3 protein-coding genes and 1 pseudogene are annotated in these 3344 nt (G+C 65.3%); 1 reads left to right on the top strand and 3 read right to left on the bottom strand.

Features of this window, described 5'->3' with window-relative positions; genetic code table 11:
- Nucleotides 1-228, top strand: a pseudogene (locus tag AWC14_RS29210) (hypothetical protein); the annotation flags it as partial.
- Here AWC14_RS29210 and AWC14_RS14835 read toward each other — a convergent pair.
- Genes AWC14_RS14835 through AWC14_RS14825 form a run of 3 tightly spaced genes read right to left on the bottom strand, consistent with a single transcriptional unit; the run spans nt 229 to nt 3131 of the window.
- The gene (locus tag AWC14_RS14835) at nt 229-1209 is read right to left on the bottom strand and encodes a tyrosine-type recombinase/integrase (protein ID WP_045385824.1); all 981 of its coding nucleotides are present in this window, start codon (nt 1207-1209) and stop codon (nt 229-231) included.
- On the bottom strand, nt 1206-1835 hold the full coding sequence (locus AWC14_RS14830; protein ID WP_081968389.1) for a tyrosine-type recombinase/integrase: 630 nt from the start codon (nt 1833-1835) through the stop codon (nt 1206-1208). Before AWC14_RS14830 ends, AWC14_RS14835 begins: the two co-directional genes overlap by 4 nt.
- A gap of 42 nt (nt 1836-1877) precedes the next feature.
- Nucleotides 1878-3131 (bottom strand): tyrosine-type recombinase/integrase, encoded by a 1254-nt coding sequence (locus tag AWC14_RS14825; RefSeq protein ID WP_200885686.1) that lies wholly within the window; start codon nt 3129-3131, stop codon nt 1878-1880.
- Between the last annotated feature and the right edge of the window lie 213 nt (nt 3132-3344).

Here is a 3344-nt window from a genome sequence, read left to right as displayed (position 1 = left end):
TATCTGCGTCGCGGCTGGAAGACCACCACTGTGCCGGGTGCCCCGGCGACGCCGGTGCCCGATCTGGTGGACCGCGAATTCACTGCGTGCCGTCCCAACCAGCTGTGGGTCGCCGACATCAAATGCCGACGTCGGCATTTGATGTCTTATGCCGACCGTCGAAATATGCCGATGACTTCAGTAATGGTGCACTCCGATAACGCTTTTGGGGTTGTATGGTCGGCATAGTCAAAGCGAGGTGAGCCAGGCCAGGATGTCGGGTTCGGGTTGGTAGGTCCCTGGTTTGACGTTGGGTGGCCTGGTCCGGTCGATGGCGGCTTGTTTGATGGCCATGTCGGCGTGGAGGTAGGCGTCGGTGCTGTGGGTGTCGGCGTGTCCGAGCCATAGTGCGATGACGGAGACGTCGACTCCGGCGGCGAGGAGGTTCATCGCTGCGGTGTGCCGCAGGGTGTGCATCGTGACGCGCTTGGCGGTGAGGCTGGGACAGGTGGTCGTCGCAGTAGCAAGGTGTGCGGCAAGGCGATGTTCGAGTGCGTCGCGGGACAAGGGTTGTCCGTGAGGACCGCAGAACAGTGCGGAGCCTGGCCGGGTCATCCGTTCGGCGAGGTAGGTCGTCATGGTGCTGAGGGTGGCTCTGGTCAGCGGGGTGATGCGCTGGCGGCGCCCTTTGCCGGTGCAGGCGATATACGGGCCGGTGCCGAGGTGAATGTCATCGTGGGTCAGTGAGCAGATCTCGCTGATCCGCAGACCGGTCTGCGCGGTCATGGCCAGCAGGGCGTGGTCGCGCCGCGTAGTGGAATCTGGTGCGGCCAGTAGTGCGTCGAGCTCTGCGGGGGTGAGGAACTCGATGACAGGCCTGATGGTGCGTTTGGGTGGGATCGCCAGGACCTGGGTGATGGTGGCGGCGTGCTCGGGATGGTCGGGCAGGGCGCGGCCGAGCACGGCGCGGATCGCGGTGAGTCGGGCATTGCGGGTTCTGGTGCTGTTGTGACGTTCGTGTTCGAGGTGGTCGAGAAACCTGGTGACGTGCGCGGCGGTGACGGCGTTGAAGTCGAGTGCGTCGGCGGGAATCGCGAGTTTGGCGGTCAGGTACTTCAGCAGCATCCGCCAGGTGTCGCGGTAGGAGGCGACGGTGTTGATCGACAGGTCGCGCTGGGTGTGGGCGAAGGTCGTGAAGTAGCTCTGCAGGCTGATGGCCAAGGCGTTCACAGTATTTCACTTTCGGAGATGGGTTCGAGCTTGCCGGCGGCCAGGGCCATGAGTTCCCCGGTCGCGGTCAGGTACCAGTAGGTGTGGGCGGCGTCGGAGTGCCCCAGCCAGGTGGCCAGCAGCGACAGCACCCGATCGGGGTTACCGCCGTGGGCGTAGGCGACGGTCATGTGCGCGGTGGCGAAGGTGTGCCTCAGGTCGTGCAGTCGGGGGCGTGCCCTGCTGCGCGGGGCGAGCCCGGCAGCATCCCGGACTCGCTTGAACAAGGATTGGAAGGACACGTAGACGTATCCGGTTCCCTTGGAGGTCACGAAGACTGGGCCGGCCGGGTCGGGGTGTGTGGCCATCCGGGCAGGCAAAGCGATGTACTGCAGGAGGGCGGCCGTCGTCGTCGGGTGCACCGGGACGAGACGTTCGTGCGACTTCGCGGCCGTGATCATCAGCAGGTCGTTGTGCCGGTCGATGTCAGGGACTCGCAGGTTCAGTGCTTCGCCGATTCGCAGGCCTGTGGCGGCGAGCAGACCGATGACGGTGCGTAGGGTGGCGGCGATCCGCTCGTCGGTGAACTCGGTGTCGCAGGCGGCAAGTAACGCATCGATGTCGTGTTGGCTGTAGATGAAGGGCACGGCCCGAGAGACCGGCGCAGCTGCAAGTACTCGTCGAGTCGTTCACGCAGTGTCGTCATCGCGGCACCTGCCCGAACGGGACGGCCAACTCGCGCAGCGATGCGAGGTCGACTTTCGCGTAGGCCATCGTGGTGACGGTGAACGCATGACCCAGAAGCTCCCCTTGGCTTCGGTCAAGGAGCCACCGGCGGCCAATACGTCCATCGCGGCGGTGTGCCGCAGTCGGTGCGCGTAGATCCGGTCGATCCCCGCCAGATCCGACAACCGGGCGATGATCCCCGAGATGCCCGAGGTCGTCATCTTCTGCCGCGGCGCCCGCAGCCGCACGAACACGGCTCGGTCCAGCGCGGGCGGCCGCAGCCGCAACCACGCCTCCAATGCCTGGCCCACATCGACCGGGATCGGCAACGAGTGCTCGCGGCCCTTGCCGGTGACCCTGAGATACCCACTTGCCCAGTCGATGTCGTCGAGCCTCAGGCGGGCGGCTTCTCCAGCGCGCAGGCCACACCGCACGAGGATCATGACGAGCGCCCGGTCCCTTGCCCCGAGCGCGGTGGCCGCATCGCACACGCCCAGCACGGCCGCGACCTGCTCGGCGTCCACACCCCGCGGCAACGATCGCCGCGTCCCGGCAGGCTTGAGGATCCCGGCGGTCAAGTCCCGATCGAGGCGGCCGGTGCTCAACGCCCACCGCAGCAGGCAGCGAACAGATCCGACGATGTGAGCACGAGCAACAATGCCGTAAGGGCGTCCACGCTCAGCGACGTACGCATTGACGATCGACGCGTCCAGACGCCGCCACTGCACTGACCCGTCAGCCGCGATCAACATATCGAGAAGGCCGGCCGCGTAGTGACAACGGGCCGCGATGGTCTTCTCGGCCAAGCCGCCCTGCTCACGCATCCACGAACACCAGCCCGCCACCGCGGTCTGCGCCGGCGTGAGTGAATCCGACTGGACTACAGCTGCACTCAGATATCCCGCTGCGGTCAAGAACCTGCGCACCGTGCCAATCCACTGCTTTACTGCCACGCACGGAAGATCTCGGGATCCCTCCACTGCGACGAACCGCGCGAGCAGATCCTCGTCGATGTCATCGACCCCGGCGCCCGCTAGCTGCATCCACCAGCTCAGCCGTTCCAACACATTCACGACCCCGGCCGCCGAACTCGGCGAATAACCCAGCCCGGCCAACCATTCCGAACACTGGCCCAGCACCATCGGCGCCAAAGGACCCACCGGAACACGCGGGACCCGAACCGGATACGACCGGGCCGTCGGCGATCTCTTCGTCACGGACCTCACCTCCAGACACTTTCCGTGCCTGAAGCGTGACCACGACTATGCGACTATGCCGACCTTTTGCACCTCAACACTGCCACTGGCCTGCACCATCGCAAGCACTGTCGCCATATTTCGACGGTCGGCATAAGACATCACTTATGTGCGCACCATGGTCGGGCTGTTCTACCTGGCGATGGTGCTCGACGTGTTCAGTCGCCGCATCAT

Origin of the sequence: Mycobacterium kyorinense (assembly GCF_002101735.1) — a bacterium.
Classification (GTDB): Bacteria; Actinomycetota; Actinomycetes; order Mycobacteriales; family Mycobacteriaceae; genus Mycobacterium; species Mycobacterium kyorinense.
The sequence above is the reverse complement of the archived record's forward strand: the minus strand, read 5'-3'. Positions and strand labels throughout refer to the sequence as shown.